The sequence below is a fragment of the Arcicella sp. GW458-12-2-14-TSB2 genome, from assembly GCF_059423785.1.
Window position 1 is genome coordinate 1 of record NZ_JBWKYN010000293.1, and the last position, 3647, is coordinate 3647.

Annotated in this window: 3 protein-coding genes; all 3 read left to right on the plus strand. The window is 34.8% G+C overall.

Features of this window, described 5'->3' with window-relative positions; genetic code table 11:
• Nucleotides 1-229: 229 nt before the first annotated feature.
• Nucleotides 230-763 carry a hypothetical protein gene (locus AC07XN_RS23730; RefSeq protein WP_309914044.1) on the plus strand — a complete coding sequence of 178 codons (534 nt, stop codon included), beginning with the start codon at nucleotides 230-232 and terminating at the stop codon, nucleotides 761-763.
• A 391-nt stretch (nucleotides 764-1154) separates the two neighbouring features.
• A complete protein-coding gene (locus AC07XN_RS23735) occupies nucleotides 1155-1622 on the plus strand; it encodes a MarR family winged helix-turn-helix transcriptional regulator (RefSeq protein ID WP_309914041.1) in 468 nt (155 codons plus the stop codon).
• A 130-nt stretch (nucleotides 1623-1752) separates the two neighbouring features.
• Nucleotides 1753-3552: an acyl-CoA dehydrogenase FadE gene (locus AC07XN_RS23740; RefSeq protein ID WP_309914038.1), complete on the plus strand. Its 1800-nt coding sequence runs from the start codon at nucleotides 1753-1755 to the stop codon at nucleotides 3550-3552.
• Nucleotides 3553-3647: the final 95 nt, after the last annotated feature.

The window sequence follows — 3647 nt, forward strand, 5'->3', positions numbered from 1 at the left end:
ATATATAGTAATGGATTCATCTTTATAAAAATAAACTTCCACCTTAAAAGTACTCTTACATCTAATTTTTTTTTGAATTAGTAACGTAAACACATCATCGTATATCATGAATGTTTGTTTTTTTCCGATACCTCATAATTTTCATATTGATAATGATAGGAAATTTGGAATTTTATTAACTTTTTGATTACTTTTATGGACACGCCTTTTAACTAATTCACCAGAAGCAATGAAAAAGATTCTGTTTATCATTAGTATACTATCTTTAACAAGCTGTCAAAAAAACGTTTATTTGACAGGTTCTTTAATGCACCAACTTCAAGAGAATGAACTTGACCTTACTAGAATTCAATTTTATAACGACAATCCCCTTTATTTAGAAAGAGAAGTGCCCTCTTCAGATGCCAATATTAAATCTGGGAAAGTGGTTTTCAAAAATGGAAGATATATCAATAGGATTACCCTAGAAAAAAATACGCCTGGTGTAGTACAACTTGAGAACAACGGACATTTAATGATTGCCTTTGAAAAAAGTAATGAAGAAAGTTCTTTACGGTTTGGGCCTGTAGCGGGTGAAAAAGGAGAATATTTCTATCAACTGGTTGATGTTAACGGTAACCCGATGTTTTCTCGTATAGATTACGAAGGCAGTAAGTACCTTGTCGTTTATAAAAAACCAAGGGTTCGTATCATGCTTTCAAGAAGCGTTTTTACAAATATGAAAGTAAAAGTACGCAGAATGAAAGGGAACAAGATAAAGTAATGGTATCAATCCTCTGATTTTAACGAAATATTTGAAGAGTAAGCTTTAAAAGGCTTGCTCTTTTTATTTTCATAACATTGCCATCTACCTTTTATGACAGATGTAACTAAAATTGATAAAACATTTATGCACTTGCTTATAATACTATCATTGTGTTCTATATTTTTAAACGTAGCAATTAACTCGTCTGAGGCAAAATACCTGAAAACATCTTGATTGAGCAATCTTTGTTTTTTAGTCTTTACTGATAAAGTGATAATGTCGACAAAATGATTAATTTAGTAGTATGCTTGCATAATAATTTTTTCCTCTCCATTTTTACCATATTATGCCAAGCATAACATTAAAATATCCAAAACAGAACCCATTCCTTTATAAATAATTGACCAATATGAAAGCAGACAAAACTGTAGATTATCACATCAAATCTGGTTGGCACGCCATTAGCAGAATGTATAATTCATTTGCCGCTCCATTCGACATGACGATGGCAATTGGTTATGTATTATTGAATATTGATAAAAAAGGGACTCCTGCTACCAAAATCGCCCCTGCTTTGGGGTTAGAACCCCGTAGTTTAACAAGAATGTTAAAATCTTTGGAGGATAAAAAATGGATAAGAAGAGAAACCGACGAGGAAGATCGTAGGGTAGTAAAGGTTTACCTGACAGAAGAGGGAAAAAGGAAAAGAGATAAAGCACGAGAAGGTGTATTATTATTTAATAATGCTATTTATGAAAAAATTGGGGCTGAAAAATTGGAGATTTTCTTTGAAGTAATGCAAAAAATTAGTGAAGTAGTAGATATCGATACTGCCGGCTACAAAGCTGATAACATTGGCGAAGATGAGTTTATTTAAAGAATTAGAGAGTGCGAAAATAATTTTAAATGTTATGCTTGCATAACATTTTTTTTATTGCTTATCTTTACATAAAATAGTATGTAAGCATCATATTTTAGGCTTTTATTCAGAATAAACTTATAAAGACATGACAATCACAGCTAATAAAGCTTCCATAAAAGGGGGTGAGTTTTTAATTAAAGACATTGACGCTTCGCAAATTTTCATTCCTGAAGATTTTACAGAAGAGCAACAAATGATTGCACAGACTTGCTTGGATTTTCTTCGTACAGAAGTGCATCCACGTTTAGATGATATCGATTATGCCAAAAATACTGATTTAATGGTTTCACTAATGGACAAAGCTGGCGAGCTTGGTTTGTTAGGAACAGCTATTCCTGAAGAATACGGTGGATTCGGAATGAATTTTAATACCTCGATGTTGGTAGCGGAAGCTTGTGGGGGTGGTCATTCATTTTCAGTAGCTTTATCGGCTCATACTGGAATCGGTACATTACCTATCTTATACTATGGAACTGAAGAACAAAAAGCTAAATACCTGCCAAGGTTAGCCACTGGCGAATGGAAAGCGGCTTATTGCTTAACTGAACCAGATTCAGGTTCTGATGCTAATTCGGGGAAAACGAAGGCTGTTTTATCGGAAGATGGAAAACATTATATCATCAATGGGCAAAAAATGTGGATAACCAATGGTGGTTTTGCCGATTTGTTTATCGTTTTTGCTAAAATTGATAATGATAAAGCTTTAACAGCATTTATTGTTGAAAAAAGTTTTGGTGGTATTACGATGAATGAAGAAGAACGCAAGATGGGAATAAAAGGCTCATCTACTCGTCAGATTTTCTTCAATGATTGCAAAGTACCTGTTGAAAATCAGCTATATACACGTGAAGGTGGATTCAAAATTGCGGTAAATATCTTGAATATAGGTCGTATTAAATTGGCTTCGGCGGTAGTGGGTGCGGCTAAAGGTATTATTGGTAAAGCAGTAAATTATGCCAACGAACGTAAACAATTTGGTACTTCTATCAGCAATTTCGGTGCAATAAAATATAAAATTGCCGAAATGAATGTAAAAGTATTTGCTTCTGAATCAGCATGTTATCGTGCTGGACAAAACATTGATGATGCCATTGAAGATTTATTGGCATCGGGTGTAGAGTCGGCTCAGGCAAAACTAAAAGGTGTTGAGCAATTTGCCATAGAATGTGCGATGCTGAAAGTACATGGGTCGGAAGTATTAGACTATGTTGTTGACGAAGGTGTACAAATTTATGGCGGTATGGGCTTTTCGGCGGAAGCACCAATGGACAGAGCTTACAGAGATTCTAGGATTAACAGGATTTTTGAAGGTACCAACGAAATCAATCGTTTGCTTGCTGTAGGAACGGTTGTGAAACGTGCAATGAAAGGCGAAATCAATTTGATGCCTGCTGCGATGGAAGTTGGCAAAGAGATTATGTCGATTCCAGATTTTAGTGTTTCGGATGATGAAGGTATTTTTGTAGCAGAGAAAAAGGTAATCAAAAATCTGAAAAAGGCCATTTTGATGGTGGCTGGTGCTGCCTTACAGAAATTCATGATGAAATTTGAACAAGAACAAGAAATTATCATGAATCTGGCAGATATGATGATTGAGCTTTATATCGCTGAATCAACGTTATTAAGGGTTGAAAAATTGATTGCTGTGCGTGGAGAAGCTGCATGTGCTTTACACAAAGATGCGGCTTTAATTTACTTACACACTGCTGTAGAGAAAACAAATAATGCTGGCAAAGCAGCGATTACAAGCTTTGCCGAGGGCGACGAACTTCGTGTGATGTTGATGGGATTGAAACGTTTTACTAAAATAGAACCTATCAATTTAAAAGAAGCACGCAGAAGAGTTGCAGAAGCGGCTATTGAAAAAAACAGTTATGTATTTTAGTATTTTTTGGTTAGAAACAAAACATGAGTCATCCCGAATTTTGGGCAAAATTTGTCCACAAGATATTGTGAATGGCTATTCTTATTCTGTAAATC